We start from the raw sequence: 24,009 nt of genomic DNA on the forward strand, positions 1-24,009 counted from the left end.
GGTTTACTGTCGGTTGAGCAGGCGGACGCGATCGCGGCCAAGGCCACAAGCGCCGCCATCGGGCAAAGCCGCATTCTCGGCCTCCATTTCGGCAAGCTGTGCCGCATAGGCGGCGACTTCGGATCGAGCGGCCGCCTCGGCCGCCATGGTCTCTTTGAGCTTCTCAGCGATAAAGGTGGCTTTCGCCTCCTCAGATCTTGCGATCTCTGCCGTCCAATGCGCATCCCGTTCGGCCACGGCTGATGCCCTCGCTTTGTCGGCAATGCCGTCCACGGTGCGGAGTGCAAGCCAGCCCAGCAAGAGGGCGGCAACAACCATCGCACCCAGAACGATCAACGGCGTGACCGCCTTCATAAGCCACGCCGGGATCATGGGTGTTCCCCCATTCCGTCCGGAGAGTCCCGCGGGTTGAAGGCGAAAGAAGAGGACGAAGGCGTTTCAGGTGCCGCCTCGCGGGCTGCCCTATAGTCGAGCGAGCCAAAGCCGCGATGAATGCCGAGCATGGCCGCAATCAGGAAGATCATGGCTGGAACAATGGTCGGGGCGAGATCAACCGCCTGGCTTGAACCGGTGACCGCTTTGACAACAACCAGAAAGATGACCGCCCAGGCGAAAAAGAACGTCCACCACAGCTGAAGGCGACTTGTGCGATAGGATGGCTTGTCAGGCTTCATTGCGGGAAACCTCACCATATGCCGAGAGATCGACGCGACCGCCAACGGGATCGCCACCGGTCAGAGGCCAGCGGATCGCCGCAAGCCGCTCTTTATCAATGCGCGTGATGGAAACACTGTTCGACTGATTGCCGCCCAGGACGTGAAAGTGCGTCTCGTCTTCGCCGACGTATAAGCCGACATGACCGCCGCCTTCGCGCCGGAAGGTTAGGATCGCGCCGACAGAAGGCACCTTCAATGGCCGTCCGAACTTCGACCAGTTGAGCGCACCGAGCGGATTGGACGGTATCACCTCACGGGGCAGCGTGACGGAAATCCAGGCGGCAACAGCCAGACCGCACCAGGGCGTGTCATCATTTTTGTAGAACGAGGCAACCCAGCCACCGAGGCGGGCAGCCCAGCCAAGAATGGTCGGGTTGGATTTCGGACCCGCAATTTCGCGAAGGCCCATGTATCGACGCGCCTCGCGCATCCAGACAGGTTCGGGCGGGATATCAACCGACTTGGCTGGTATGCCGACAACAATCGAATTGTTCCGGGGTGCCTGACGCAACAGATCGACGGTGGCCTCATTCGCCAGACCCGTGACCGGCAGACCGTTCAGCTTCTGGAAGGCCTCGATCCCGCGTGACATTGCACGACCAGGCGCACCGTCGCCGCGACCCGTATAGAGGCCATGCGCAATAAGTCTGGAAATAACCCACTCGTCGAATGTCATGAAAAAAACCCCGATGTGCCGTGTGGCAGATGGGGCGACTATGCAATCTCGATGGGATTTGCTGGGCTGACAGCTGTCAGCAGGGCCATTTAGAAAAGGCTGCCCTGCGAGCCGTCATCTGCTTTCATGCGCCAAATCGTGCGCTCGTGCAAGCCGCTTATGCGTGCTGCCTCACGCACACTCTTGCCCTGATCCAGAGCCGACTGCGCCCGACGGCGGGCCGACTTCAAAAGCGCGGTCGGTCCTTTCGGAATGACCTCGGCCTGCACACCCTTAAGCTTACCGTCAGGATCGAGCGTGGCAAGGGCACGGCAGATCTTGTCGGCGACATCAATTCCAACGAGTTCAGTCAACCAATGTTCCGGCTGGGCGCGCGGAGGAATCGACACACGGGTGCCACCGTGGCTTTCCGCAATGAGGAAAGCGACGTCCTTGCCAGCGATGTCGGCGATCTCGCCGAGTATTCCAGGAAGTGTGCTCATCGTTTCCATGTGGTTTCGAGACGCAGTTCGATTTCGATTTGCTGGGCTGTCAGTTGCCGCAGCTGGTTTTCTCGTCTGATGCGGGTTCGGGCATCAACACCGCCCTTGGCGAGCTTCTGTTGCAGCTCACGCCGCTCTTTCCGGATACGATCCAGTTGGGAGCGATCAAAGAGCGGCAGCGAAGGTGTCATTTCAAATCGGGCTCCACCTGATAATGACACCCTCGAAGCGGCTGCCGGGGTTGTTTTCCCGCCAGAACCTCCCCATGGTTTCGCGAGCGGTGGAGCCGATCAGTTTGGCTGGTGCCAGCCCTCGCAACCGATCCGGCGCAAATCCGTCGCTGATCGCAAAGGCTTCGATCTCGTCGCGCCGAAGCGGCATGCCGTCGATCTCGATGTATGCGATGCCGCAGCTGATCAGGTCGGTTGACATGATCACAATCGGCAGCACTTGGCGGCAGATCGGATCGTCAATGATCTTGCGGCAGTGGATGGTCCGTAGGCCGGTGAACAGTTGCACCGGCTCGCCGGGATGCGCATGGCGGCGACGATGCCCCCTGATGGTGTGGGTCTTGGTGCCGTCTTCGATCTGCGGGCCGAAGAACTTTTTGAAGCCATAGGCGACCATAATCAGATACCTCCGGCCGTTTCTATCGCTGCGGCTTTGCAACGATCCCACGCCTTGGCACAAAGGCGATCCAGTTTGACGGCCATGATCCGGTTGGACGATCCTGCCGGATAGACCCAGAAACTGTTGGAGCCGAAACGCTTCTTGTAGAGACGGAACAGGCGATACTTCCTTCTGCGAAGTCGCGAAGGAACGGCCATCCAGTGGGGCCCACAAATCCACTCGCTGCAATCGTGCTTGGTCGTGCGCCGACAAAACGGAACACAGCAGGCAACCCGCTCGCTCATCACGCACCCGCCTTTCTGGAGCGGATCTGCTCACCAAATCGGTTCATGACAACTTGCCATTCCCGATCGGTGACAGCGGCCAGATAGAGCACGCGCTGGCCGATGATGGTGGCGACCGTCTGATCAAATCCACGCCGGTTGATGCGGTCGGCCGCTGGGTTCAGTATCCTCCACTGGGCCCAGGCGATCTTGGCGGTGTCGCGTTCCATCCAGTCGAGATTGTCATGGCCGGTAAACGTCACACCAGCTTCCCGCTGAAGCCACGCCTTCAGCGCTTCGATAGCCGATCGTGCGTCTTCGGCATGGTGGAGAAACCGGGCATGATCCAAACCGGTCTGACGCTTCACGAATGCGATCAGAGCAGCATCGCGGCGATCACGCACCACGCCAAGATTATAGCCAGAAATCCAAAGCGCCTGGAGCTTTTTCGCAAACTTGCCTTGAAGGCCTTTTTGAGATGTCTTTGAAGAGGCCTCAAACCCTTCATTGCGGAACACGGTCAGCACCTTCTGGCGCTCGGCCTCGGTCATATCCTTGGCAGAGGACTTGCCAGTGATGTTGGATAGCTTGGCACGGTAGGTATCTTCATCGAGACCGAGCTGCTTCCTGGCGATATGAATGGCTGCGATTGAGGAGGTCATTTCAGTCTCCTGTCGATCTGACGGGCAAGGGTATGAAGGTTGACGTCCATCATGTGGATGCTGCCTTCCGGTTCATCGGCAACAATTCGGGCATAGGTCTCGCCTTCGAAGCCGATGATCTCGCAGCCGTCTGCGGCATACTCTTCGATCAGGGCAGACAGGATGCGATCGATGCGGGGCAGATCATCCTGCATCTGTAATCCTCCGAATGAGCTGACCTTCAACAATCTCACCAAGGCCGCGCCGATCGGCGACCGCTTGGGCGGCATTTGCTGATGCCGCGATAATGGTGCCGCCGTAGCAGCGACCGTCTGCCGGATTGCGAAACGACGTGACGAAGATCAGGCCAAGCACTGTGAGATGTTCGCGGATCTCGTCCTGGAAACCGGATGCATCGTCGAAGCAAATGCCGTTTGCGATGGGGCGAGATGGGTGAACCGAGATCATCGCCACCTCACTTAACTAATCGGGCGATTGAGAAACCGATCGCCAAGGCAGCCATGAACAGGAATAGCCAGACGTAGACCTGAGAAACACCAAGCCGGATTAGCATCTTGCAGATCTGTTCAAGAACGAACGAGAACCCGAAGGCAAGTAGGAGGAAATCGAGCCGCATCACACCACACCTGCCTTCGCCGCATCCGCTGCGGCTTCCCGGTTGAGGGCTGCCGCAGCAACGTGGCTGCCGGATGGGCAAGGCTTCGAGACCGCGATTTCGTTGTTCGCGATCACGAACTCAGCCCCGCAGGCAAAGGTGCTGATGGCGAAGGCGATACCGCCGCCGCCATTGATGATAGTCTGTCCACAGGCTGGGCAGTTCGCCTGGGCAACAAGCTTGCGGACGCGGTAAGACAGGAGCGAGGTCAAAGGATTTGCTCCTTCGAAGGGGCTGCGTCTAAGGCCAAAAGGCGATTAGCCAATGCAGTAAAGAACCGAGAAAGTTCAGGGTCTAGTTGTTCTCTGGACTGCATTCTGCATTGATCAGCAAGCTCTGAGAGCGTCCACCTGTCAAAACGCCCTCCGTCGATCTCCGGCACTACATGTATTGAGGGCGTTGGATGCGCAGCAAGGAACTCGTTTGCTACCCGCAACGATGCAAATCTAGCACCCGCAAGAAACGCGGCGGCGATCCCCTTTGATGCGACGCTCTTGTCGGCCTCATAGGATTTTGCGACTACCTCAAACGGCGCAATCGTAGGGTAAATGTTGGCTTCAGGTGCCGCCGATGTTGACCGACCAACCTTTGCGAGTGCGGTCATCAGTTCGATCTGGAAGCCCATAGTAATCGGGCGTCCATAAAATGGACGTATGACCTCAAGAACTTCCTCATCCAGATCGGAGACTCGCAAAGGGGGTGCTGGATGTGCGGCGAGTTCGTACCTGAGCGAAGCAACAGCATCCGATAAGGGATCGCCGTCCCATTCCGGATGCATCTGCTCGCGGAAATGCTTTTCTGCCTCTATGACTTTTTGAGCCGCATCCCGAAGGCCTGGCCAGTCTCCGATGCGGCGGATCTCGTAACCATCAGCGGCAAGGCGCTCCATGATCCCCTTGACCTCTTCGACCTCGATGTTTTCGAGGCTCCACGTCAGTGCCAGAGCAAGTGCTACCCGCTCTTCATGCGTGGAGCCGACCGGCAAAGCAGGCTCCAGTTCGCCCACTAGAGGCTTCAGTCCCATTTCCTCAAGAACAGAGAGCAGATATTCAGCCGCTCGGGGAAAGGTGATTTGATCTGGCCAGAGCTTTTCGAATTGCTCCGCTGGCATAGAGATCTTCTGATCAACTGAACCGGCATCGGCCATTGTAACCTGATGCATAACGATCTGATCGCCATCATGCTCGGCGTAGAACAGTACGTTGATCCCCGGACGAATCTTTTCGATGTGGCAGAAGTTGAGTGCGTTAATCAATGCATCCCCCCGTCAACGATGATGGTTTGCGAGTTTGGACGGTTTGCGGCGATGAGCGCGGCGACCTGACGTGAAAGCTCTTTATCTACGGTCTGGCGCATTTGCTTCCGGATACGGCTATCCCCGATCGCTGCCATACTTTCCGCAAGGCTTGCTAAAAGAGCGCCGATCGCAGCATTGAGCATTGGCGTCTCAAACTGCTTGGCTGCCTCCTGCATTGCCGTCTCAATGGCCTTGTGAAGGATCTCAGTCTGCCGGGCACGTTCCGCCCGATAGGTGCTTTCAGATATTGTCATGCCGCACCTGCCATATCGCCGAGGGCATCCATCGTCAGCATGTTTGCCATATGGTTGGAGAGTGCCGGGCACGGATCGGCGGCGATGATCGTGCCCGTGGTCTCGGAAACGATGAACGAGGATCCGCACTGAAAGCGAGCGGAAACGCCAACGTGGCGCAGTGCCAAGCATGCGGGGCAGCGGGTCAAAATACTCAATCGAGCTTTGAGGAGATGTTTCACGCGCCTTCTCCCTTCTTGTGTTCCGCGGAAAGTTCATTGAGATTTTGACCCGGAAAGAGCTTCCGCAGATCGAAGCCACCCGTTGACCGAATGGTCATGGTTCCGTCTCTGTTGAGTTTCATCGAAACCGTTACCGGCTTCTTGCGAGGTTTCGACTTCTTAGCCATGTCCCACCTCAAGCCTTGGCGAGGTCGATGGTGATGGCCTCAAAGCCATCTTCCAGGGACTTGCGCTGGTAGAACCGGACATATTCCTTGGAACCGGTGACGCGGATCGAGGCCCGTATTGCTTCCATTGCCCGCTTCCAGCGATGATCGTCGATCTCCAGGCGCAAGAGCATGAACAGCTCGGATTTGTTGATCTGGCCTTCCTTGTCCGTGTTGAAAGCACGGGTCACGATGGACTGAATTTCGGGGCGGGAATCGGCTGACCATTCATTCAAGCACTGGTCGATCAGCACCTTGGCGATCTGGAGCTGCGGTCCGAATGCGATCTGATCAGCGACCTGCACCTTCACCTGCATCAGTCCATCGATGGACTGATAGGTCTTGTTGCCCTTCTTGCCACCGACGGATGTTCCGTACTCCTGGGCGAGCAGCTGATCGAAGCCGGAGATATCGGCCATGGTATGATCGCGGAATCGGGTGATCTGCGCATTCAGCTCGACCGCGAAACCGATGATCTTGCGGACCATCTCGTCTTCCAGCTTGTCTTCAGCCTTGATGTTGGCAACGGGCACAAGATTGCCCTTTGCATCTGTCATGTATTCCCGGCCGTTGACGATCGTGACGCCATCGGTGCGGTCTGTCTGTTCAATGAGGACGGCTTGCATATTGGTTCTTCCTGTCTGGAAATGACGTTTAAATGCGCTTCAAAGCGCAGGATCAGGGCTGGTGGCTGTGAGCTGACGGACGCCGGATAAACGGCACGACATTGCTCTTCTCGCCACGGAAGGCCGACAACACGGCAGCACCCCGTCCATTGACCAGGACACGGCAACTGATGCCTGCCTGCTGGAGCCGATCGGATTCGATCAGCCTGGCTTCCATGGAGCGAGCCTGTGCTGCAAAGCGGCTGAAGTTCTGGATCGTTTCTTCCAGTTCCTCGCCTGTCAGAACGATGCCGCCGTGGCGGAAATCTGCCATTCTGTCACGAGCTGCCTTCAAGGCGTCGGAGAGCTTTTCGAACTCCTGTGTCATCGTGCAATTCCCTTGATGTCGATGATGGGGGAAGAAACCAGCATGCCGTCGAGCGCCACATGCGGGCGGCCGGAAGCAATTTCGACGCGTTCCTCAAGATTGCGCGCCTCGATCTCGAAGGCGCGAAGCGAGAGCATGAAACTCGCCATATCTTCCGGCAGACCGTTGGCATGTACGCACTGGCGCAATTCGCGCAGAGCATCAGAGAGCATCGTCATCTCCTTTTGGTGAAAGTCGGCTGTTGGGGCAGTTGGCGCGGCAGGCATGAAACATTGCTGCCCTGTGCGACGAGGTCGCCGCGTAGGGCTTGGACTGCCAGTCGAGGCAAACGTTCCGGGCGATGTCGCCCAGCGCTGGGCAGATTACGGTTTCCGACATCAAAGCACCGCGCACCATCTGCTCGACGCGGCTGATGTCTCCTTTGTAGGAGTTGGAAAGCACGCTGCTAACGACAGCGGGCGAATAGTCGATGCGCTTGGCAACGGCTGACTGGCTGTTGTGACGGCAAGTTTCTGCCAGCACGACAACCCAATCCGGCAATGAGTTCCCCCATGCCGCATTTGCCTTTTCAACGGGATCGACAGTGCTTCTGGCCGAAAGAGGTCCGCGGTTCATGTGCGGTCCTCCTCGGCAATGAGATCACCCAGCACCTGATTAGAGTTCGGGTCGAAGACGAACTTCGCCTGCATGCGACGAGGAGGCTTCGGGCCAGTGTTTGCGGAACCCTTCAACACATAGATGTTGCGGTTCTCGCCACGCTTTCCGGCCTTTTGCAGAACAAGCAGGCCAGCCCGGTGCAAAAGGAGGCAATATTGCTTTGCCGTATTGCGGGCGACGATCGCATCATCTGTGCTTGCGTCGATCGTCAATTCGTCAACGGTGAAACCACCACGGCGACGGCGCATGACGTTCCACATAGCCTGAAGACGTTTGCCCATCAGGCTCTCACGCTCGTTGACCGAGACAACGGGGCATTGGCTCTGCCGCTTGATGAGCCGGAACGTACGGGCGCTTTCTGTGGTCGGTGTCCGTTCGATGATGCCCGCCTTTTCCAGCTTTCGCAGGAACATCCCGAGCTGCTTCTCGTGGTATGGCTCAGAGGCACCGTCCAGATCAGCATAGGTGAATGACTGGCCCTCGCGGGTCATATCGAGGATGAGCTGCCACCAGAAAGCACTACCATTGCGTAGAGGCCGCGAACCCGAAACGTCTATTCTCACCTGGGTACGCATCAGCGCGTCCTCCGGGGTGCCTGACCCGTGAAGTAGGTGCCGGAATAGTCTGCCAGGGCAATCGCTGTAAGGCCGTTGGCGCGGGCAAATTGCGCGATTTCCGCAAGCGACGTTACAATGCGGGATGCAACGCCTCGGGTTTTGGAAACCACTTCCGCCAGCAGATCGTCACCGAATTTCAGGTTGCGGTGATAGATGCCTGCCAGTGCCCTGGCATCGTCCAGATCCGAAGGGTTGGCCATGCCATAGGCCGTGACGCGATTTTCGCACCGCTCATAGCGGGCAAGCTTCTGCGGCAGTTGCTCTTCGCCGACCAGCAGCACCGGAATGCGCGCGCCCTTGTAGATGTCGCGCACCAGCTCGATCATGTTCTTGTCAACGAGCTTATCGGCCTCGTCGATGATCATCAGCCGGTTAGGATCGTCCTGAAGCAGGCGCAGCGCCTGCATCATCATGCCAGCGATGGTTCCTTTCGGTCGATCGACGCCCAATTCGGAGAGCAGGCTTTCGCAGAAGGTGCGCTTGGTCCAGAAGTCGAACACTTCAAGATAGATGGCACCCGTCTTGTTCTGGACATAGGTGCTGGCTTTGGATTTGCCGTAGCCGGATGGACCATAGAACAGGCCAAGCCCGTCCACGCCTGCCGGTCGGTCGATAATGCGCTGCGCGACTGCGTAAGCGCCAGCGACGTTCTTCAGCGGTGCGACAGTCCCAAATCCGGGTGATATGTTGACATTCGTATTCATGGTAGTCATCTTTCTGATTGCTCGTTCATCCCTAGAGGCCGTTGGGTTGCCGCCCATCAGGCCTCTCCTCGTTTCAGGTACGCAGTCCCGGTGCCTGATCACCGAAGTCGTCGTAGAGCGCCTTTTGTGTCTTGAACTCGGCGCTGTTGGCGTAGTGTCCCGCCCAGTAAGCCTCCTCTTCTGAGACCGGCGCTCCCGCCTTGAGACGCTGGTCGACATCCAGCCAGCGGCGGAATTTCTGCGCTGGCGTGACAGTGGTTCTGATGGGTTGGATGTTTTCAGCCGTCGCCTTCGGCGTCAGTTCCGCCATGATCTCGGCATGGATCTTCTCGCGCCGCTGGTCGGCATCCGCGAAGACTGCTGGAAGATCTGTTGCAGAAGGGACGTCGAGTGCCGCAGCGATCTGAGGCGTCACCTGTTGTTGCTCGCGCTTTGGCAACGGAATCACGTTCGGGACATCCCGGGCGGCAACCTCCAGAGCCTTTTCGATAAGGGCTGGACCGGAGGTGATCGCCTTGATCTCTGCCTTGATCGGGTCGACACGTTCCTTCAGCAGCTTAGCATTCAGTTCCTTACGGGCCTTTTCGAACGTCTGCGGATGAATGCCAGCCAGTTCCGGGCAAATCGCCTCGCCAAGAAACTCGGACTGGTCGAGGCTGAACACATAGGCGCGGCCGGAATCGGTTGGGTCCATACGCACAAACACTTCGGATCCGGCATGCAGACTGGCTGAACGGTAATAGTTGTGATTGATGCGGATGCCGAATTTCGTGACTTTGCAGCGACCATTGTTCCGGGCGACCGGCATCAGAAGCACGTCGAGAGCACGCTCCGGAACCATGCGCGGAATGTATCCGGAGGCGTTCGCGACGTTGAATGGTGTGCGCCTTCCGAGCCCTTCGTGCTCCCGGTGCTGGTACTTGTCCTCGCACCAGCGGTCGGACATCTCCTGGAACTCGGCGGCCGTGCATTGCACGTTGAAGGCCTCCGCCGTGTCCTGGCCCAGCCGATCGGCAAAGCTTTTGCGGTCCTCGATCGCCTTGCGATCCGCCACCGAGTGACCGACATACCCCGGCAACAGCGTGACAAACGAATGCTGCCATGTCTCGATCGCGCGTTCCACATGGCCCTTCTGGGCAGGGCTATAGGCGTCAGATGGATCAGGCTCAATGCCAAGAGCAGCGAAGAGACGCTTTGTTTCGTGCGCTACGAAATCCGAACCGTTGTCCGTCTTGATCGTCTTCGGCGTGCCCCAGGCGAGGATTGCCTTCCGGATCAGCATGCCGACAGCCGCTGCGCGCGGTGTCTTTGAGATGTAAGTCACCATGCGACGGGTCGCGATATCGATACAGACATAGACCGAATGGCGACCATCGGTGCAGAGAGCATCAACCGGGGACGCGTCAATCTGCCAAAGCTCATTCGGGGCTGTAATGTCGGAATACATGCCGCGGCCGGAGGGCAGCATCGTTGACCGAAACTTGTCTGGATTGGTGAGTTTCAGAAGCTCGACTTTGTGATTTTCCTTCAGCTCCTTGATGAAATGCTGAAAGGTACGAAGCGGCGGCATCGGAACGATGGCTATAATGCCCTTTGAAGCCACGTTTAACGTGTCTCCAAAATCCGCACGGATCTGTGTCCGGACTGCATCTGCTGAGAGCTGCGGGGCGCTGGCGATCAGGCCGAGGATACGCGCGCGAACCTTGCCGCTATTGGCGGTTTCCAGAACACCTGATCCGGCGCGAGCCTTTGAACGATCGACCGCCAAGGCATCCGTTATCCCAAGGCGCTGAATGCTCAGCCATCGCCATAGAGTGCGGCGGGAAACGGAAGGAATGAGTTCCTTCACCCAGTCATCAACCTTCACAGATCCCATCTGGTACTTGTCGCAGAACACCTGAATGCAGGCCTGACGATTCAGTCGAAGGCCGCGAGAGAAGATTTCGAAGGCATTCAGGATCGCTAACCGCGCATCGCGTTCGATGCCCGCCTTACCGGTGATGACGGGAGCTTCCGGAGCAGCGCTTAAGGCAGTCGCAGTCTCTCCGACGACCATGTGTTTCTGCACATAAGCAACCTGCGCCAGCGTCGGCAGAATGCGGTAATGGTACTCCATCCCGCCGCCGCGACCCTTGCGAGGCCGCGCATAGCTCGGATGCGAGTCCCAGGCTGATCGCTCTGCCAATCTAATGATCGCGCTTTCCGTCGTGGGCAAATCAGGCAGCTTTTCTGCTGAAATTTCGCGTGCTGTCAGCCACTCTTTCATCGGCATCCTCGTGAAACATCGATCCGCGGACCCGTTGCAGAGGGGTGGCTGAAACGGGTCCGCAGGACTCGGATGCCGGACGCAAAACCTTGGCGGCATCTGAAACTGAGAGAAGATTGAGGCGCGCCCGAAACGTGGGAGGCCGCACGGGCGCGCTGCGCCTTCAAGCCAACGAGGCAAGGGCAAATAGTCAGCCTGGTTGACGGGCGCATGTGCATTACAAGCCAAGCCCCGCGAGAAGGAGCACGGTTGCCAACAGAAGGCCGATCGCAAAGGAACCGTATGTCAGAGCCTTCTGAATCAGTGCTGGGCGGCGGAAGGCGTAGATCTGCAAAAACGTCGTGCCGATCGTGGTGCTGATCCAAAGGGCTATGACGATGACGCCCGCTTGAAATGCTGTGAGCTGGGAAAGAAAGCCTTCCATCAGGCAGCCCTTTCCATCTCGCTGGCGAGATCGCGCAAGAGGCCAACGATCAGACTGGTTGCATGACGCCGGGCATTCGCTTCAAACTCCGCGACCAGTTCATCCAGCATCTTGGTGCTGATTGCGCGCAGATCCTTTGCCATAGGCTCAACTGGCGCGATATCAGCCGGGAAAGCAGGCGAGAAAAACGGCTGTGTAAGGTCTGGCTGCTTCGGAGCTTCATCTGCGATCGACGCGCTGAGCGCCTCTTCCAATCCATTTATGTCCTGGACTTGTGCCGCTTCCAACACCTCTTGGCGTTTGTCGTCTTCCGTGGCCAGAGGGCGAGGGATCAGGCCCTGTTCCACTTTGCCAATCCACTCGTTCATGACAGGCTTCGTGGGCTTTTCGTACCCGATGAACTCCATGTCCTTGCAGAACCCGATATAGATCGCATGGTCACTGACAGTCTGGTGATGAGCGCGGTCCCACGCGGCCTGCAAGGCAGGCATCGCAAATCGCGGCAACCGGTCGAAATAAGGCAGTTCCTTCACGTTGGTGATATTCATCGCTGCTTCGCCCTCCATTCGGCGTCTGCTGCCTGCTCCTCGCGCTCAAGCAGCACCCGCAGTTCACGGGCGCGCTCGCGCTTCAGAAGCGCCTCATATTTTTTGGGAATGGCGATCAATCCGGCCTCTTCAAGCAGTACATTGAGAGCGCGGGCATCGCCGGTTATCGCGACCAGAGCGGCAAGCCGCACGGCCGAAATCTGGTTCTGTTCCTTGGCCTGGGATGTGTAGGCATCCAGCGTGGCTTTGGAGACGGTGGATTTGGTGACCTCAGAAAGATCGGCGGCGATCTGCTCACGCGTCATGCCGCTTTCTTCGATGGTCAGCGCGACAGCCTTTGCCAGCTTTCCGGCCAGCGACCATGCCTTGACCTGATCGTCAGCGAATCGCTCGACGACAGGCTCGGGCTGATAGTCCCTGAACAGATCCAGGCTAAAGGAGTCGCGCTTGCGGGCCATTACTTGCGGCCCCGTTTGGCGTACCAGCGGGAAACGGCTGCCTCATTGAGGTCAAAGAACCGATCCTGCTGCGGCTCCTGGAGACGGCCGAACTCCTTAGCCATCTTCTCCCAAGGTGCGATCGGCAGCTTCGGTCTGTTTTCAAGAAGAGCGAGAGCATCTTCGACCGTGACAGCCTTGCGGCTTACGATCAGATCAATGACCGACGCCTGCTTCTCCAGATCCTTGATGCCGCCCAGCTCATAAAGCTCACCTTCAGATCTGGAGAGCGCATGCAGCTCGATACGTTCGCGTTGAAGTGCAGGAATGGACGCGATGCGCAGCGCACGGAAAACAGCAGCGCGGGAAATGCCGAGGAAAGCCTGCGCAGCTTCTGAGAAGCTTGCTGTGAACTGCTCACTGGCGGTCGAAAGCTCATCGTCTGAATTGAGTCTAAACTTTAGACTCAATTCATCGCCGCTCTTCGTGGCAGGCTTTGGTCCCGGCTTAAGGACGGGTTGTGCCGCGCGATAGATCGCACACCAGTCCGCGATTGCAATGCTGCGGTAGAGAGCCGTCAGAGGATTCCGAAGCATGTTTTCGGAAATGGACCGCAGCCGCGGCTCTGCCTCGGAAATGAACTCCGAAGGCGTTTTAATGATCGCCGCAATGACAGGCAGATTAAGATGCGCAACAGCTTCAAGGCGCAGCCGGCCGAACGTCAGTTGGTAGCGGTCGCCAATGCTGAGCACTTCGATAGGCTGAAGTTGACCGCGAACTGCAATGTCCTCGGCCATGGCCTGGATAGCGAATTGCGGATGCTTCCGATGATCCTTGGGGACATCGATAAGCGAAACTGCGATGTTGTGCACTTCGGGAGCTTCGAGCGCCGTGTCAGCAGAAGGCGTTTTGATAGACACGATCGTCATGCAACGCTCCGAGCATTGTCAGCGGCGGAACCACGTTTTTGACTCGCCTTGCGATCGGCCTTGCTGGTAGTCTCGCCACCATCATGACGGCCCAAGGTGTAGCTGTCGGGAAACATCTCGCGAAACGGAATGCCAAGGGCTGTGGCAATTGCTTCAGCCCCTGGGCGACTGGCTCCGATGATGCCTGCTCGGCATGCGCTATCGTAAAGGCCAGCATCGCGGGCAATGCCAGTCAGGGTTTTACCCTGTCTAAGCAGCTCCGCCTTGATGGCTGCGCGGTCCCACTTTTTGGTGGCCGTCATGGTTGCTCCCTATTTTCTGACCTCTGCGAAAGGTCGGTTGGTTGGGGGTATCGGTTCAAACAATGTTGCAACTTCATATTCGCGTAATTGCTTGATTCGGTCAACAGATTTCACGCTATTCCGTGGTCAGAGTTCACCGAATTAAGTTAATCCAAGGAATTTAGGGAAAACCCCGTGAATTCAGTGGCTTGCAGACGCGATCAGACGCAAGGGGACTCTCTGACGTTAGGTCAGAGTTCACATAATTATGTCAGAGACATTCCAGCAAAGACTTGAAGAACTGATTGGCGAGGAATCGATTCACGCTTTTGGAAAACGCGCTGGCATCAATGACACCTCTATGCGCGCCTACTTGAAAGACACCATGCCTGGGCTGGACAAGCTGGTCGCTATCGCGGAAACAGGAGGCGTTACACTGGACTGGCTCGCGCGTGGTATCGGGCCGAAGCGAGTAGATTCAGGGGTGGATGGAGTTATAAACACCCCTGACGGCCGTGCCTTAATGATCCAAGCCAAGCGCACGGCACCTGATGGTTTCGCGCTTGTTCCTCGCCTTGATATCCAGGCGTCGGCAGGTAATGGCAGGCTCGCAACAACCGAGGAACCTTTGGATTACCTTGCCTTTCAAGCCGATTGGCTGCGGGGACGGGGAATTAATCCAGCTTTCGCGCGTATCTTGACGGCGAAGGGTGACAGTATGGAGGAAACGATCCGTGACGGCGACGTTCTCCTCGTCGATACGTCGATCGACCGCGTGCGGGATAACTCTATCTATGTTGTGGTTTATGGGGATATGGTGCTCGTAAAGCGCATTCACGGCCGCATTAATGGCTCTTTACAGCTCATCAGCGACAATCCGCGCTATCCGCCCGAAGAAGTCGCGCCGGGCGAGGTCGACCAGCTAAACATAGCCGGTCGCGTCATGTGGTTCGGCCGGTCCATTTGATCGGTCGAATCCGGCTAGACTGCCAAGTGATTTTGCGCGGCAGTTTTTAGCCTCGTGTCAGCGGAAATTACTCAACGCCTTTGTTTGCAGGGCTTTTCCGCTGATTCCCGGATATTCTCGGATAATCCCGCTCACTGCCATCTGTTATTGCGGGTTACACCAGCGGGCCGTGGACCGAATGGGGCAGCAGGCGGCAGCTGTTGCGATTGCTCTGACGTTTGAGAAATATACGCGCGCCGAGATCAGCTCGCCGGGCGGGTATTTGCGGGCCATGACCGACCGCGCCGCGAGCGGAGACCTTCATCTAAACCGCTCCATCTTTGGGCTGGCAGCCCGCAACTCGATGGAGGCACACTCGTGATAGGAAATCGCTTGGTTGGAGCCGCGCTGGCCGCGCTTTTGTTCACCGCGTCTTCTGCAGCGGCCGACTATTCAGGCCGGGCGCGAGTGATCGACGGTGACACCTTCAGCATTCGCCAACAGAGGATCCGTATCGCGGCCATTGACGCCTGTGAGCGGGATCAGACGGGCTCCAAAAACGGTGTGATATGGAATTGTGGGATTGAGGCACGTCGCTTCCTCGCCCGCATGATTGATGGCAAGCATGTCCGCTGCGTTGAAGTCGATCGAGACCAGTACAAGCGCCTTGTCGGCCAGTGCTTCATCGACAACTCGGATATTGGCCTTCAAATGGTGAAGGCGGGCCAAGCCAGCCTCTTGTTGCGGTATCTGCCAAGATCCCATCCGATCGATCTGGACCAGTATCGCCGCGCCGAGGCAAGAGCCCGGCAGCTAGGCCAAGGCTTGTGGGGCGCTCAGGTTGAATCACCCTCCTCCTATCGCCGCAGCCATTCCGGCAATTGAACGACTGGCGGCGCTGATATGGGCAACAGATGGCGAGATCTCATGTTTTGGGGAAGCTCTGGGTTACCCCAGCCTCTTATTTCAGGCTGCTGGTTCGGCTGCATTCAGCACAATCCCGCCCTTGACCTGTGCCGAGGTCCCATTTGTCGAGGTGACGTATTGCTGCAAGCGCTCAGGCCCCACACCTCCAAAGTGGTTGCTCTCGATGCCCGTTCGCACGCCGACACGGTTGGCGCAAAGCCGTTCGTCTCCAAATTTTCCCCGCCTCTAGCTTCCTCGCGAAACAAAATTTGTCTCCGTCCAGCCTCCTTCGCTGCGCTCCGGCCTACGGTGCGCACCGCTTTTCGCCGTGCCTAATGAACGATCATCGCAACCACCATAGAGGAGTGATTAGCATGAGCATGACCAACTTCATTCAGTTCGACAAAGACGACATCGACAACGCCAAGGGATCCGGCCTCATCTCCACCATCGACCGGGACCTGGACATCAAGGTTACACCTTTCGACTCCACCAACGAAAAGGCTCCGACGCATCGCGTCTATGCCAAGTCACCTCGCGGCCACGACATCGAAGTTGGCGGCATCTGGAAGAAGACCAGCGGAGAAGGGAAGCCGTACTACACCCTCTCCATCAAGCGCCTCGGCTTCAACGCCAACTTGGGCCGCTACCCCGGCCAAGATGACGTGGCACTGCAGGCCATCATCGAATGGGAACCCCGCGATTGATTGCTCTGGGAGGCCCGATCAGAGATCGGGCTCCCACCATAAAAGAGCCGCTTACCCCGCATTCGCTGGATATTTGGCTCTTTTTGTGATAGGTTGATCAGTAACTGGAGGCTCTGCCAATGAGGCGCCTGCCCTTAGGCGAGACGACATAATAGTTCCGCTTCGGGATTGCGGTTGCGACGATCTCGATCTGCCGTTCATTGAAGCCGATGCGCTCGTATAGCTCGCGCGTACCCGGCTCCCGCGCAGCACCATTCGGCAGGCAGATTCGTCGGGCAGGATTCCTTCAACACGTCGATGATGCCGGAGCGTTCCGCATCCGAGATCGACTGGGTTGCAAGCACCACGGCGCAATTGGCCTTGCGCAGCACCTTCAGCCATTCCCTGATCTTGTCGCGAAACGCCGGGTGGCCGAGCATCAACCACGCCTCGGCAAGGATGAGCAGGCTGGGCGCGCCCGTCATGCGCTTCTCGATGCGTCGGAAGAGATAGGTGAGGACGGGCACGAGATTGCGCTCGCCCATATTCATCAGTTCCTCGATCTCGAAGCACTGAAACGGTCCAAGCGCCAGGCCGTCCTCTTCCGCGTCGAGCAATTGGCCCATCGGTCCATCGACCGAATAGTGATGCAGCGCATCCTTGATCTCGCGCATCTGCACGCCCGATACGAAATCCGAAAGCGAGCGGCCACAGGACTTTGCCATCAGCGCCAACTGCTTGGAGATGGCGTTGCGATAGTCTGGTGTAATCGTCACGCCCTGGAGAGCCACGAGCATTTCGATCCACTCGGAAGCCCAGGCTCGGTTGCCGTCGGTCGAGAGATCCGCCAGTGGGCTGAAGGATAGCACCTGGCCCTCCCCTCCCCTCCTCCGCTTGGTCTGGCTGTTCTCCACCGATGTTGTAGTGGTCGCCATTCAGGCCAAGCGTCAGCGGCAGCATGGAGCCGCCGTTGTCGAAGACGAAGATCTGAGCCTCCGCGTAACGCCGGAACTGCGCCGCGATCAGCGCAAGCAGCGTGATTTGCTGGAGCCGGTTGGCCGAAAGATCAGGGTATGACCGACATCATCAACATGCCGGTTGAGCCGGAATGGCGTTGATCCGGCTGCGACCTGCATGAGTGGTGGCGAGGCTGGTGGATAAAAGGGGCAAGGCGCGACCTGGCTACCGAACCAGATCGAATTGAGCGGAATCAGGTCGGCTAGATTGCGGGTGTTGATCAACGGCTCGCGGATATTGGCATAGGACACGCCCGGCAGGCTGCCGATATAGGCATCGGTGGCGTTCAGGGTTTCGATCCGGGCGCCGAAACCTTCCGCCTGGATCAAACGGCGGATCGCCTCGCAGTTCTCCTGAAGGCGCTGGTGGTCCTCATCGAAGATCGCAATGACCGGCGTATAACAGCCGTAGGCAACGAGTTGCGACGAGGCCTCGGCGATCGCGTCCTCTGTTTCCGCCACCATGAGCATGGCGTCCTGGTCGAGCGACCGCGACTGCGTCTGGAACAACTGGTCGAAGAACGGCCGCACCTTCTGCTGCCATTTCTTGCGCGTGCGTTCGAGCCTCGCCCTGGCTTCCTACGCATCGAGAAAAACGAAGCGCGACGACCACCGGTAGGTCAGCGGCATCCCATCCGGTCGAGCGTATTGAGAATGCCCGGCCAGCTTTCGGCGGGCAGCCCATCGATCGCCACCACGGCGAGAAACCCGTTCTCGACGAGTGGCGTCAGGCCATGCTGAAGTTCGGCTGTCACCAGCCAGTCGAGTTACATGGGGATTTCTGGCAACCGCATAGGGCGGTTCTCGCCTGTGATGCAGAAGCGGATGAACTGGAACAGCTCGTCGTATCGCGCGACTCGATGACCGCCGCGCCCGGACGTTTCGCGTGTGATCATCCGTCGGATCGACAGGACATTGGCAAGATACTGTTCGACCTCGCGGATCGACGTCAGGAAGGTTTCCAGCGCCTTGTCGGCATAGGTCGCAGACCGGCTCCCGGCGTCGGAATAGACGTATCGCGTGAGCCCCGACCGTCGAGGTTCCGGAGGGCGCCAGGTCAGGATCAGGGCATGGCGACTCTCGTAGTGCCCCCTCTCCCTTTGGAAATGCGCCCGCCGCTCGGCGTCGATGGCGCGGGTAACGGGATCAGGGAAATGGCTGGCTTGCTCTGGCGGGTAATCTTCCGTCGCGACCCGGACAGCCTCGACCTGGACCATCCAACCGGAACCGAGGCGCGACAGGACGGCGTTGATCTGGCGCGACACCTCGTTGCGCTCAGCGTCGGTCGAACTTTCGCTGTCGGGCCCGGCAAAATACCAGCCGGCCATCAACGAGCCGTCCCTCAGGAGAATAACGCCGTTGTCGACCAGTCCCGCGTACGGAACGAGGTCTGCGAAAGACGGGCCGGAATGACGGAAGGACTTGAGAGCGACCATGCCGATAGCCCTCAATAACTGCGCCACGGCGACGATGTTGCCCGGTAGAAGGTCTTGTAGGAGATATGCCGGATATAGACCCGACGCATCAGCGGATCGGCCTTGGCCATCATGCGAAGTGCTGCGACGGCAACCAGCCAGACCGCAATGCCGAACAGCGCGGCATACCAGGTCAGGACCACGAAGATCAGGATGACGGCGGCGAGCGCCGTCACGAGCACAAGCTCGCGATCGACGCCCATCAACATGTTCGGGCGTGACAGGGCGCGGTGCACGCGCGACCGCGCAAGGGACGAAGTGGTATCAGCCATGAGCCCCCTCCCCTGCTCTGGTCTCGGCAAGAGGCGGTGTTGGCGTGTGCTGCCCAGCCTGTGCAGGAGGCCTGCCGATCGAGGCCCCGGTTGCGCCGAACAAGGCGACGATCTGTGTCGCGCCAAGCAGTACGCCGCCGACCAGCGCCACATAGCAGAGCCTTCGGGCGAAATCGTTCAGCTCCCCTCCGAAGATCAGCATGGCGCCGACTATGGCGACCGCGGTCAGCGCAATGAAACGCGCAACGGGTCCGGTGATCGACTGCTGGATCTGTTGCAGCGGCGATTCCCATGGAAGCCCCCCTCCCCCGGAAGAGGCGACCGCGGGGTCGCAAAGGCTTGCGGCTGCAGTGGCGAATATCACGGAGGCAAGGATGAATTTTGTCTTATGCGACATGGCTGTCCTCGTCGATCTGGGCGTAGTGTTCGGTCTGGTAGTGGCCGTTCCGGTATCCTTCGATGTGGATGACCTCCCGGACGCGCCTCCCCTTCCCCGTGCGCTCGATGGAGACAACCAGATCCACGGCTTCGCCGATCACCTCCTGCATCGGCTGCTGGCTTGCCTCCGCCGTCAGTTGTTCCAGCCGCCGCAAGGCGGACATCGCTGTATTGGAGTGGATCGTTGTGATCCCGCCTGGATGACCAGTGTTTCAGGCTTTCAGAAGCGTCAGGGCAGCACCGTCCCTGACCTCGCCGACGATGATCCGGTCGGGCCGCAACCGCATCGTGCTCTTGAGCAGCCTCGCCATGTCGATCGTGTCGCTGGTATGGAGCGAGATCGCGTTTTCCGCCCCACACTGGATTTCGGCGGTGTCTTCGAGGATCACCATGCGATCGTCGGGAGCAGTAGAAACCACTTCAGCGATGATGGCATTCGCAAGCGTGGTCTTTCCGGAGCCCGTGCCCCCGGAAATGACGATGTTCATGCGAGAATCGATCGCGCTGCGTATCACGGAGGCCTGCGCCTCCGTCATGACCTTGGTCTTTACTTACTCGGTTAAAGGAATGAGACGTGATGCGCGGCGGCGGATCGTGAACGCCGGTCCAGACACCACGGGCGGCAGCAACCCCTCGAACCGGTGTCCGCCGATCGGCAGCTCACCGGAAATGATCGGCCGATCCGTGTCTGCTTCGGACTGCAAGGCGTGGGCGACGCTGCCAATGACGACCTCTGCAGCTGCAGCGGTCATCGCACCGGCTGGCGCCACGCCGTGTCCTAATCTCTCGATAAAGAGTCGGCCGTCAGGGTTGAGCATGATTTCGACCACCGTCGCATCTTCAAGTGCGACGCAGAGCTGATCGCCAAGCGCGTCCTGCAGCTTCCGGACCAGGCGTGGATGGGAACGGAGCTGGGTCACGCAGCGCTCCGGATATTTTGGCGCGCAACGTTCGAGAAAACGGACAGATAGCTCATTGGACGGACGCGATCGAAGCTCTCCTCATCGGCTGGCAGGGAGCCCGCGATCGCGATCGTATTGCCGATTTTCCTCGGCTCCCCGAGCCGCTTCATCCGCCAGCCGGCGCGATTGAGGATCCGCTCGAAGCGGAGGTCGGTCGCAGTGACGATCTCGCTGTAGCCGTTGGCCATCGACCATTCGACAATGCCGGCGAACATGGTGAGCGTGGCGAGATGAAGCTGGCCCCCTCCCCTCGCTTCAGCAAGAGACGTGTCGACACAAAACCTCGAACTTTCGACCATCGTCGGCGAGGCGCCGAGTGAACCGGTTCCAAGGAGCTGGGGAAAGGTTCTCTCCAGCATGGTCGGGCCTTGCGTAGGGAGAAGTCGTGCGCATCCGACCAAGCGGGCGTCGTCGGTGATCGCAAGGATGTAGGTTGGATCAAACCTGTCGTACTCGTCGAACTCGCCCGATTCGGTTACCGTAACATCCCATTCGAGGCGGCCGCGGAACACATTCGCGCGCAGACGATGCATCTGTGCCAGTTGATTCGAATGATCGGCATAGCGATCAGGTGGGACGGTCAGGATTCGCATTTTTCTCTCCGCTTGTTTCGGACATGCGGAGAAAGATCATCTGAAAAACGATGTGGCTATCTGCAGATCTGCAGCCGGTGATTCTCGTGAGTCGCAACGGCGAAACCGGAATCTGCGTCGGAAATCTCTTGGCTCGTTCTGCAGATCTGCAGGTAGCTGTTGAAAGCGCCGCGTTCTACTTTTGCTTTAAGTCGCGGATTCGGCTTCCTGAATCCGGTTGCAGCGCAGATTCCGGAAAATGCGTTAACCCCTCGTTAACCTTAAAGATCTTGCAAAGATTGTCGAAATGAGGTGTCTTTGGACACGGCAAATTGCTGTGTTTACGAAAATTACCGTGTGTACGAGAGGAAGTCGTGGAGAATCCCGCCAAGCTACAGAAGGCTATCCATAAACTGATAGCGGCGCACGCGCGAGATCTCTCTAGCGCGCTCCACGAACATCGCGTGAAGCTATATCCGCCTGAAGCGCGTAAGACGCTTCGATCTTTTTCGTCCATCGAAGCTGCCAAGCTCATTGGTGTGAATGATGGTTATCTCCGCCACCTGTCCTTGGAAGGGAAAGGGCCGCAGCCGGAAGTGGCCGCGAACAACAGGCGCTCATACTCCGTTGAGACCATCCAGGCTCTCCGCGAGTATCTCGACGAAAATGGCAAAGGTGATCGTCGATATTCTCCTCGACGAACGGGTCGCGAACATCTGCAGGTCATAACGGCCGTCAATTTCAAGGGTGGATCTGGTAAAACCACGACGGCTGCTCACCTCGCGCAGTTCCTTGCCCTCAACGGTTATAGGGTCCTCGCAATCGATCTCGATCCCCAGGCCAGCATGTCGGCCCTGCATGGTTTTCAGCCCGAGTTCGACGTCAAGGATAACGAGACCCTCTACGGTGCAGTGCGCTATGATGAGGAACGCCGTCCGTTGAAGGATGTGATCAAGAAGACGTACTTCACCAACCTCGACCTCGTACCAGGCAACCTCGAGCTCATGGAGTTCGAACACGACACGGCGAAGGTGCTTGGCTCGAATGATCGTAAGAACATCTTTTTCACGAGGATGGACGACGCAATCTCGTCGGTCGCTGATGACTATGATGTCGTAGTTGTCGACTGCCCTCCCCAACTCGGGTTCCTAACGATCTCAGCTCTCTGCGCTGCAACGGCAGTTCTGGTTACAGTTCATCCGCAGATGCTCGATGTGATGTCCATGTGTCAGTTCCTGCTTATGACGTCGGAGCTTTTGAGCGTGGTGGCCGACGCCGGTGGCAGCATGAACTATGATTGGATGCGATATCTCGTGACCCGCTATGAGCCTGGCGATGGACCACAGAACCAGATGGTGTCGTTCATGCGGACCATGTTCGGTGAGCACGTCCTCAACCACCCCATGCTAAAAAGCACGGCCATATCGGACGCCGGTATCACCAAACAGACCTTGTACGAGGTCAGCCGCGACCAGTTCACAAGGGCGACCTACGACCGTGCAATGGAATCGCTCGATAACGTGAACCGTGAAATCGAGCAGCTCATTCAATCGGCATGGGGGCGCAAGTGACCGATCGCTATCACTCTTTCCGAGAGGCATCGGCGGAAAAGTTGCCAGCCGGAAACTTTGATGAAGTTGGCCCTCAACCGCCTGCCTACGTCGAGCTTTGCGTGATTCAGAAAGGAGGCGCGGATGGCTAGAAAGCATCTACTCTCCGACCTTAAGATACCAAGTCAAACGGCTGCCGAGGTAGCTGAAACTCCAGACCAAGAATCAGCCCCTCCGCAATACGCGCCTAGGGGAGCTATCGGTGCGGTCTCGCGTTCTATCGAGCTGCTCAAGTCACAGTCACTGAGTGAACTTGATCCGGATCTAATCGATGCACCGCCGGTGCGCGACAGGCTTCCCGAAGACGAGACTGACTTCGAGGAGTTCGCGCGCAATATCCGCGAGAACGGGCAGCAGGTACCAATTTTGGTGCGGCCGCATCCGACGGCAGAAGGACGATATCAGGTCGCCTACGGGCGTCGTCGTCTACGCGCTGTCAAAGCAGCGGGGATGATGGTCAAGGCCTCTGTTCGCCCCCTCACCGATGAGGAGCTTGTCCGAGCCCAGGGGCAGGAGAATACCGGACGACGCGATCTTTCGTTCATCGAGCGAGCGCTTTACGCGGCCGAGCTTGAGGCAAACGGCTTTGACCGCCCGGTCATCATGGCGGCGCTTGGCGTCGACAAAAGTAATCTCTCGCGGCTCATTCAGGCTGCGACGCAACTGCCGAAGGACGTCATCCAATCGATCGGTGCGGCTCCAAAGACGGGACGCGACCGCTGGTACGAACTGGCGGCTCGGTTCGTCAATGAAGATACTGTCGGGTTGGCACGAGCGCTTTTGGTGGATCCGGGAACTCAAGCACTATCGTCGGACGAGCGTTTCTCGCGGGTCTTCGACGCCGTTGCACCTAAAAAGGCCAAGAAGGACAAGCCGCGGCCGCAGGTCTGGCAAGCCGACGACGGCGTCAAGGCACTAAAGTACCATCAGGACAAGCGGTCAGTCACACTGACGATCGACAAGAAGGCTGCGCCGGAATTTGGCGAATACCTTCTGTCGGCCCTCCCCGAAATCTACGCTTCGTTCAAGAAGGCGAAGCGGTAGATGAAGCCAACCAACGAAAGGTATCAATAGCGCAAAGAAAAAGCCCTCCGAAACGGTGTTCCAGAAGGCCTCTCTCAGTTTGGTCGCTTTAGAGAATCGCACTTCCCGGAATCACAGTCAAGAGTCAACGCCATTCAGGCGTAGCCTTTTCTTTGCCTTGTGAA

General features: G+C 58.2%; 35 protein-coding genes and 3 pseudogenes. 6 read left to right on the plus strand and 32 right to left on the minus strand.

Features of this window, described 5'->3' with window-relative positions; genetic code table 11:
- Positions 1-3: 3 nt before the first annotated feature.
- From E8M78_RS19490 to E8M78_RS19615, 27 genes are all read right to left on the minus strand, one after another.
- On the minus strand, positions 4-372 hold the full coding sequence (locus E8M78_RS19490) for a hypothetical protein (protein WP_137136631.1): 369 nt from the start codon (positions 370-372) through the stop codon (positions 4-6).
- The gene (locus E8M78_RS19495) at positions 369-674 is read right to left on the minus strand and encodes a hypothetical protein (protein ID WP_205910265.1); all 306 of its coding nucleotides are present in this window, start codon (positions 672-674) and stop codon (positions 369-371) included. The genes E8M78_RS19490 and E8M78_RS19495 overlap by 4 nt, the downstream gene beginning before the upstream one ends.
- Entirely contained in the window at positions 664-1,392 is a 729-nt protein-coding gene (locus E8M78_RS19500; protein ID WP_137136632.1) for a TIGR02594 family protein, read from the minus strand. The genes E8M78_RS19495 and E8M78_RS19500 overlap by 11 nt, the downstream gene beginning before the upstream one ends.
- 89 nt (positions 1,393-1,481) lie before the next feature.
- The gene (locus E8M78_RS19505; protein ID WP_137136633.1) at positions 1,482-1,874 is read right to left on the minus strand and encodes a hypothetical protein; all 393 of its coding nucleotides are present in this window, start codon (positions 1,872-1,874) and stop codon (positions 1,482-1,484) included.
- Positions 1,871-2,065: a hypothetical protein gene (locus tag E8M78_RS19510; RefSeq protein WP_137136634.1), complete on the minus strand. Its 195-nt coding sequence runs from the start codon at positions 2,063-2,065 to the stop codon at positions 1,871-1,873. The genes E8M78_RS19505 and E8M78_RS19510 overlap by 4 nt, the downstream gene beginning before the upstream one ends.
- A gap of 1 nt (position 2,066) precedes the next feature.
- The gene (locus E8M78_RS19515) at positions 2,067-2,501 is read right to left on the minus strand and encodes an ASCH domain-containing protein (RefSeq protein ID WP_137136635.1); all 435 of its coding nucleotides are present in this window, start codon (positions 2,499-2,501) and stop codon (positions 2,067-2,069) included.
- Positions 2,502-2,503: 2 nt separating this feature from the next.
- Positions 2,504-2,788 (minus strand): hypothetical protein, encoded by a 285-nt coding sequence (locus E8M78_RS19520; protein ID WP_137136636.1) that lies wholly within the window; start codon positions 2,786-2,788, stop codon positions 2,504-2,506.
- Positions 2,788-3,429: a regulatory protein GemA gene (locus tag E8M78_RS19525; protein WP_137136637.1), complete on the minus strand. Its 642-nt coding sequence runs from the start codon at positions 3,427-3,429 to the stop codon at positions 2,788-2,790. The genes E8M78_RS19520 and E8M78_RS19525 overlap by 1 nt, the downstream gene beginning before the upstream one ends.
- The gene (locus tag E8M78_RS19530) at positions 3,426-3,623 is read right to left on the minus strand and encodes a hypothetical protein (RefSeq protein WP_137136638.1); all 198 of its coding nucleotides are present in this window, start codon (positions 3,621-3,623) and stop codon (positions 3,426-3,428) included. Before E8M78_RS19530 ends, E8M78_RS19525 begins: the two co-directional genes overlap by 4 nt.
- Positions 3,613-3,876, minus strand: a complete 264-nt coding sequence (locus E8M78_RS19535; protein WP_137136639.1) for a hypothetical protein — start codon at positions 3,874-3,876, stop codon at positions 3,613-3,615. The genes E8M78_RS19530 and E8M78_RS19535 overlap by 11 nt, the downstream gene beginning before the upstream one ends.
- 168 nt (positions 3,877-4,044) lie before the next feature.
- The gene (locus E8M78_RS19540; protein ID WP_137136640.1) at positions 4,045-4,296 is read right to left on the minus strand and encodes a hypothetical protein; all 252 of its coding nucleotides are present in this window, start codon (positions 4,294-4,296) and stop codon (positions 4,045-4,047) included.
- Positions 4,293-5,339: a hypothetical protein gene (locus tag E8M78_RS19545; protein ID WP_137136641.1), complete on the minus strand. Its 1,047-nt coding sequence runs from the start codon at positions 5,337-5,339 to the stop codon at positions 4,293-4,295. The genes E8M78_RS19540 and E8M78_RS19545 overlap by 4 nt, the downstream gene beginning before the upstream one ends.
- The gene (locus E8M78_RS19550) at positions 5,336-5,635 is read right to left on the minus strand and encodes a hypothetical protein (protein ID WP_137136642.1); all 300 of its coding nucleotides are present in this window, start codon (positions 5,633-5,635) and stop codon (positions 5,336-5,338) included. Before E8M78_RS19550 ends, E8M78_RS19545 begins: the two co-directional genes overlap by 4 nt.
- Positions 5,632-5,856 carry a hypothetical protein gene (locus tag E8M78_RS19555; RefSeq protein ID WP_137136643.1) on the minus strand — a complete coding sequence of 75 codons (225 nt, stop codon included), beginning with the start codon at positions 5,854-5,856 and terminating at the stop codon, positions 5,632-5,634. The genes E8M78_RS19550 and E8M78_RS19555 overlap by 4 nt, the downstream gene beginning before the upstream one ends.
- Positions 5,853-6,023 carry a hypothetical protein gene (locus E8M78_RS23440; protein WP_170973486.1) on the minus strand — a complete coding sequence of 57 codons (171 nt, stop codon included), beginning with the start codon at positions 6,021-6,023 and terminating at the stop codon, positions 5,853-5,855. Before E8M78_RS23440 ends, E8M78_RS19555 begins: the two co-directional genes overlap by 4 nt.
- A gap of 8 nt (positions 6,024-6,031) precedes the next feature.
- The gene (locus E8M78_RS19560; RefSeq protein WP_137136644.1) at positions 6,032-6,688 is read right to left on the minus strand and encodes a DUF3164 family protein; all 657 of its coding nucleotides are present in this window, start codon (positions 6,686-6,688) and stop codon (positions 6,032-6,034) included.
- A 52-nt stretch (positions 6,689-6,740) separates the two neighbouring features.
- The gene (locus tag E8M78_RS19565; RefSeq protein WP_137136645.1) at positions 6,741-7,055 is read right to left on the minus strand and encodes a hypothetical protein; all 315 of its coding nucleotides are present in this window, start codon (positions 7,053-7,055) and stop codon (positions 6,741-6,743) included.
- Positions 7,052-7,267, minus strand: a complete 216-nt coding sequence (locus E8M78_RS19570) for a hypothetical protein (protein ID WP_137136646.1) — start codon at positions 7,265-7,267, stop codon at positions 7,052-7,054. The genes E8M78_RS19565 and E8M78_RS19570 overlap by 4 nt, the downstream gene beginning before the upstream one ends.
- Positions 7,257-7,670: a transcriptional regulator gene (locus tag E8M78_RS19575; protein WP_137136647.1), complete on the minus strand. Its 414-nt coding sequence runs from the start codon at positions 7,668-7,670 to the stop codon at positions 7,257-7,259. The genes E8M78_RS19570 and E8M78_RS19575 overlap by 11 nt, the downstream gene beginning before the upstream one ends.
- Positions 7,667-8,287, minus strand: coding sequence for a hypothetical protein (locus tag E8M78_RS19580; RefSeq protein ID WP_137136648.1), 621 nt, complete (start codon positions 8,285-8,287; stop codon positions 7,667-7,669). The genes E8M78_RS19575 and E8M78_RS19580 overlap by 4 nt, the downstream gene beginning before the upstream one ends.
- Positions 8,287-9,033, minus strand: coding sequence for an ATP-binding protein (locus tag E8M78_RS19585; RefSeq protein ID WP_170973487.1), 747 nt, complete (start codon positions 9,031-9,033; stop codon positions 8,287-8,289). Before E8M78_RS19585 ends, E8M78_RS19580 begins: the two co-directional genes overlap by 1 nt.
- 73 nt (positions 9,034-9,106) lie before the next feature.
- Positions 9,107-11,299: a DDE-type integrase/transposase/recombinase gene (locus tag E8M78_RS19590; protein ID WP_137136650.1), complete on the minus strand. Its 2,193-nt coding sequence runs from the start codon at positions 11,297-11,299 to the stop codon at positions 9,107-9,109.
- A gap of 217 nt (positions 11,300-11,516) precedes the next feature.
- Positions 11,517-11,723 (minus strand): hypothetical protein, encoded by a 207-nt coding sequence (locus E8M78_RS19595; RefSeq protein ID WP_137136651.1) that lies wholly within the window; start codon positions 11,721-11,723, stop codon positions 11,517-11,519.
- Positions 11,723-12,271 carry a hypothetical protein gene (locus E8M78_RS19600; protein WP_137136652.1) on the minus strand — a complete coding sequence of 183 codons (549 nt, stop codon included), beginning with the start codon at positions 12,269-12,271 and terminating at the stop codon, positions 11,723-11,725. Before E8M78_RS19600 ends, E8M78_RS19595 begins: the two co-directional genes overlap by 1 nt.
- Complete coding sequence (locus E8M78_RS19605) at positions 12,268-12,729, minus strand: hypothetical protein (RefSeq protein WP_137136653.1); 462 nt, start codon at positions 12,727-12,729, stop codon at positions 12,268-12,270. The genes E8M78_RS19600 and E8M78_RS19605 overlap by 4 nt, the downstream gene beginning before the upstream one ends.
- Complete coding sequence (locus E8M78_RS19610) at positions 12,729-13,637, minus strand: ParB N-terminal domain-containing protein (protein WP_137136654.1); 909 nt, start codon at positions 13,635-13,637, stop codon at positions 12,729-12,731. The genes E8M78_RS19605 and E8M78_RS19610 overlap by 1 nt, the downstream gene beginning before the upstream one ends.
- Positions 13,634-13,939, minus strand: a complete 306-nt coding sequence (locus E8M78_RS19615) for a helix-turn-helix domain-containing protein (protein ID WP_137136655.1) — start codon at positions 13,937-13,939, stop codon at positions 13,634-13,636. Before E8M78_RS19615 ends, E8M78_RS19610 begins: the two co-directional genes overlap by 4 nt.
- A gap of 247 nt (positions 13,940-14,186) precedes the next feature.
- On the opposite strand from E8M78_RS19615, the gene E8M78_RS23945 reads away from it, so the two are divergent.
- The 4 genes and pseudogenes from E8M78_RS23945 (at position 14,187) to E8M78_RS19635 (ending at position 16,477) form a co-directional block, all read left to right on the plus strand.
- Complete coding sequence (locus E8M78_RS23945; protein WP_246658402.1) at positions 14,187-14,885, plus strand: helix-turn-helix transcriptional regulator; 699 nt, start codon at positions 14,187-14,189, stop codon at positions 14,883-14,885.
- A gap of 160 nt (positions 14,886-15,045) precedes the next feature.
- A pseudogene (gene repC, locus E8M78_RS19625) lies at positions 15,046-15,246 on the plus strand (replication initiation protein RepC); the annotation flags it as partial.
- Entirely contained in the window at positions 15,246-15,749 is a 504-nt protein-coding gene (locus tag E8M78_RS19630; RefSeq protein ID WP_246658407.1) for a thermonuclease family protein, read from the plus strand. The pseudogene repC and the gene E8M78_RS19630, both read left to right, overlap by 1 nt.
- A gap of 395 nt (positions 15,750-16,144) precedes the next feature.
- Entirely contained in the window at positions 16,145-16,477 is a 333-nt protein-coding gene (locus E8M78_RS19635; RefSeq protein ID WP_137136656.1) for a DUF736 family protein, read from the plus strand.
- Between the two features lie 121 nt (positions 16,478-16,598).
- Here E8M78_RS19635 and E8M78_RS19640 read toward each other — a convergent pair.
- The 5 genes and pseudogenes from E8M78_RS19640 to traI form a co-directional block, all read right to left on the minus strand.
- Positions 16,599-18,908, minus strand: a pseudogene (locus E8M78_RS19640) (conjugal transfer protein TrbE); the annotation flags it as partial.
- Between the two features lie 11 nt (positions 18,909-18,919).
- Entirely contained in the window at positions 18,920-19,219 is a 300-nt protein-coding gene (locus E8M78_RS19645; protein ID WP_137136657.1) for a conjugal transfer protein TrbD, read from the minus strand.
- Complete coding sequence (trbC, locus tag E8M78_RS19650; protein WP_137136658.1) at positions 19,212-19,616, minus strand: conjugal transfer pilin TrbC; 405 nt, start codon at positions 19,614-19,616, stop codon at positions 19,212-19,214. The genes E8M78_RS19645 and trbC overlap by 8 nt, the downstream gene beginning before the upstream one ends.
- A pseudogene (gene trbB, locus E8M78_RS19655) lies at positions 19,606-20,577 on the minus strand (P-type conjugative transfer ATPase TrbB). Before trbB ends, trbC begins: the two are co-directional and overlap by 11 nt.
- The gene (gene traI, locus E8M78_RS19660; RefSeq protein WP_137136659.1) at positions 20,574-21,212 is read right to left on the minus strand and encodes an acyl-homoserine-lactone synthase TraI; all 639 of its coding nucleotides are present in this window, start codon (positions 21,210-21,212) and stop codon (positions 20,574-20,576) included. Before traI ends, trbB begins: the two are co-directional and overlap by 4 nt.
- Positions 21,213-21,565: 353 nt before the next feature.
- Here traI and repA point away from each other — a divergent pair, with 353 nt between their 5' ends.
- Positions 21,566-22,762, plus strand: coding sequence for a plasmid partitioning protein RepA (repA, locus tag E8M78_RS19665; RefSeq protein ID WP_137136660.1), 1,197 nt, complete (start codon positions 21,566-21,568; stop codon positions 22,760-22,762).
- A gap of 123 nt (positions 22,763-22,885) precedes the next feature.
- Complete coding sequence (gene repB / locus E8M78_RS19670; protein ID WP_137136661.1) at positions 22,886-23,845, plus strand: plasmid partitioning protein RepB; 960 nt, start codon at positions 22,886-22,888, stop codon at positions 23,843-23,845.
- Positions 23,846-24,009 lie beyond the last annotated feature (164 nt).

This window comes from Rhizobium sp. FKY42 (assembly GCF_005222835.1).
In the GTDB taxonomy this organism is placed as follows: Bacteria; Pseudomonadota; Alphaproteobacteria; order Rhizobiales; family Rhizobiaceae; genus Neorhizobium.

What these genes read in the sequence shown, in the direction of transcription:
- E8M78_RS19575 (WP_137136647.1), bottom strand. Translation starts at nt 7,670, where the DNA reads ATGAACCGCGGACCTCTTTCGGCCAGAAGCACTGTCGATCCCGTTGAA.
- trbC (WP_137136658.1), bottom strand. Translation starts at nt 19,616, where the DNA reads ATGTCGCATAAGACAAAATTCATCCTTGCCTCCGTGATATTCGCCACT.
- E8M78_RS19585 (WP_170973487.1), bottom strand. Translation starts at nt 9,033, where the DNA reads ATGAATACGAATGTCAACATATCACCCGGATTTGGGACTGTCGCACCG.
- E8M78_RS23945 (WP_246658402.1), top strand. Translation starts at nt 14,187, where the DNA reads ATGTCAGAGACATTCCAGCAAAGACTTGAAGAACTGATTGGCGAGGAA.
- E8M78_RS23440 (WP_170973486.1), bottom strand. Translation starts at nt 6,023, where the DNA reads ATGGCTAAGAAGTCGAAACCTCGCAAGAAGCCGGTAACGGTTTCGATG.
- E8M78_RS19495 (WP_205910265.1), bottom strand. Translation starts at nt 674, where the DNA reads ATGAAGCCTGACAAGCCATCCTATCGCACAAGTCGCCTTCAGCTGTGG.
- E8M78_RS19600 (WP_137136652.1), bottom strand. Translation starts at nt 12,271, where the DNA reads ATGAATATCACCAACGTGAAGGAACTGCCTTATTTCGACCGGTTGCCG.
- E8M78_RS19515 (WP_137136635.1), bottom strand. Translation starts at nt 2,501, where the DNA reads ATGGTCGCCTATGGCTTCAAAAAGTTCTTCGGCCCGCAGATCGAAGAC.
- E8M78_RS19550 (WP_137136642.1), bottom strand. Translation starts at nt 5,635, where the DNA reads ATGACAATATCTGAAAGCACCTATCGGGCGGAACGTGCCCGGCAGACT.
- repB (WP_137136661.1), top strand. Translation starts at nt 22,886, where the DNA reads ATGGCTAGAAAGCATCTACTCTCCGACCTTAAGATACCAAGTCAAACG.
- traI (WP_137136659.1), bottom strand. Translation starts at nt 21,212, where the DNA reads ATGCGAATCCTGACCGTCCCACCTGATCGCTATGCCGATCATTCGAAT.
- E8M78_RS19590 (WP_137136650.1), bottom strand. Translation starts at nt 11,299, where the DNA reads ATGAAAGAGTGGCTGACAGCACGCGAAATTTCAGCAGAAAAGCTGCCT.
- E8M78_RS19595 (WP_137136651.1), bottom strand. Translation starts at nt 11,723, where the DNA reads ATGGAAGGCTTTCTTTCCCAGCTCACAGCATTTCAAGCGGGCGTCATC.
- E8M78_RS19505 (WP_137136633.1), bottom strand. Translation starts at nt 1,874, where the DNA reads ATGAGCACACTTCCTGGAATACTCGGCGAGATCGCCGACATCGCTGGC.
- E8M78_RS19560 (WP_137136644.1), bottom strand. Translation starts at nt 6,688, where the DNA reads ATGCAAGCCGTCCTCATTGAACAGACAGACCGCACCGATGGCGTCACG.
- E8M78_RS19615 (WP_137136655.1), bottom strand. Translation starts at nt 13,939, where the DNA reads ATGACGGCCACCAAAAAGTGGGACCGCGCAGCCATCAAGGCGGAGCTG.
- E8M78_RS19490 (WP_137136631.1), bottom strand. Translation starts at nt 372, where the DNA reads ATGATCCCGGCGTGGCTTATGAAGGCGGTCACGCCGTTGATCGTTCTG.
- E8M78_RS19535 (WP_137136639.1), bottom strand. Translation starts at nt 3,876, where the DNA reads ATGATCTCGGTTCACCCATCTCGCCCCATCGCAAACGGCATTTGCTTC.
- E8M78_RS19605 (WP_137136653.1), bottom strand. Translation starts at nt 12,729, where the DNA reads ATGGCCCGCAAGCGCGACTCCTTTAGCCTGGATCTGTTCAGGGACTAT.
- E8M78_RS19520 (WP_137136636.1), bottom strand. Translation starts at nt 2,788, where the DNA reads ATGAGCGAGCGGGTTGCCTGCTGTGTTCCGTTTTGTCGGCGCACGACC.
- E8M78_RS19645 (WP_137136657.1), bottom strand. Translation starts at nt 19,219, where the DNA reads ATGGCTGATACCACTTCGTCCCTTGCGCGGTCGCGCGTGCACCGCGCC.
- E8M78_RS19500 (WP_137136632.1), bottom strand. Translation starts at nt 1,392, where the DNA reads ATGACATTCGACGAGTGGGTTATTTCCAGACTTATTGCGCATGGCCTC.
- E8M78_RS19570 (WP_137136646.1), bottom strand. Translation starts at nt 7,267, where the DNA reads ATGCTCTCTGATGCTCTGCGCGAATTGCGCCAGTGCGTACATGCCAAC.
- E8M78_RS19510 (WP_137136634.1), bottom strand. Translation starts at nt 2,065, where the DNA reads ATGACACCTTCGCTGCCGCTCTTTGATCGCTCCCAACTGGATCGTATC.
- E8M78_RS19525 (WP_137136637.1), bottom strand. Translation starts at nt 3,429, where the DNA reads ATGACCTCCTCAATCGCAGCCATTCATATCGCCAGGAAGCAGCTCGGT.
- E8M78_RS19635 (WP_137136656.1), top strand. Translation starts at nt 16,145, where the DNA reads ATGAGCATGACCAACTTCATTCAGTTCGACAAAGACGACATCGACAAC.
- E8M78_RS19610 (WP_137136654.1), bottom strand. Translation starts at nt 13,637, where the DNA reads ATGACGATCGTGTCTATCAAAACGCCTTCTGCTGACACGGCGCTCGAA.
- E8M78_RS19580 (WP_137136648.1), bottom strand. Translation starts at nt 8,287, where the DNA reads ATGCGTACCCAGGTGAGAATAGACGTTTCGGGTTCGCGGCCTCTACGC.
- E8M78_RS19530 (WP_137136638.1), bottom strand. Translation starts at nt 3,623, where the DNA reads ATGCAGGATGATCTGCCCCGCATCGATCGCATCCTGTCTGCCCTGATC.
- E8M78_RS19565 (WP_137136645.1), bottom strand. Translation starts at nt 7,055, where the DNA reads ATGACACAGGAGTTCGAAAAGCTCTCCGACGCCTTGAAGGCAGCTCGT.